At 41.9% G+C, this 630-nt stretch carries 1 pseudogene; it reads left to right on the forward strand.

Features of this window, described 5'->3' with window-relative positions:
• Positions 1–444 (forward strand): annotated as a pseudogene (locus H5182_RS22035) (hypothetical protein); the annotation flags it as partial.
• Positions 445–630: the final 186 nt, after the last annotated feature.

A 630-nucleotide genomic window follows, 5' to 3' on the forward strand; every position in this document is an offset into this window, starting at 1 on the left:
ATTGAGTTTACGGTTACCCATCCTAATTATCACCAAGGCGGATTTCCGCGAGGCTTTGGGCCCACCGATGCTGATGACCCTATTCATATCACGTTTACCGTTAAGCCGTTTACTGAACAAATGAATAAAGTAGCTGGGTGGGCGACTGGCCCTAAACAAGACATGCAAAACTTTACACCTGATAGCAGAGAATATAAAAAAGCAGACATCAGGTATCGCCAAGCGCGTTTTAATTTGGGGGCGATGATTAAAAGGCACATTACGGTGATCAAAACTTTTTACTTACCCCATTTTTCAAAACGTATGCAACAACGGGTTATTGAAAAGTATCAACCGATTTTTAGAGCGTGGTATTACGGTGTACCCGAAACGGATTGTTGGAATAAAATGACTTGCCAAGAACATATTTTAAAGCCAAGGGAAGCTGAATATGAAGGATTATAAGCGTAAAACTGCACTGCAATTTTACTGTGTGCTACTGGCGTGTTTTTTGACAACAAGTTGAACTACGGTATTCGATAAGGCTCATGGCTATCGTGGGCCCATTGTTGTGACGATTGAAACAGAAGATGGCTCAGTGCCAGAATTTCCTTTTTTGATAAAGTCGGCCTATTCAGAGTCGTGTGGTCA

Source organism: Pseudoalteromonas sp. SG44-17 (genome assembly GCF_014164235.1).
Lineage (GTDB): Bacteria > Pseudomonadota > Gammaproteobacteria > Enterobacterales > Alteromonadaceae > Pseudoalteromonas > Pseudoalteromonas rhizosphaerae.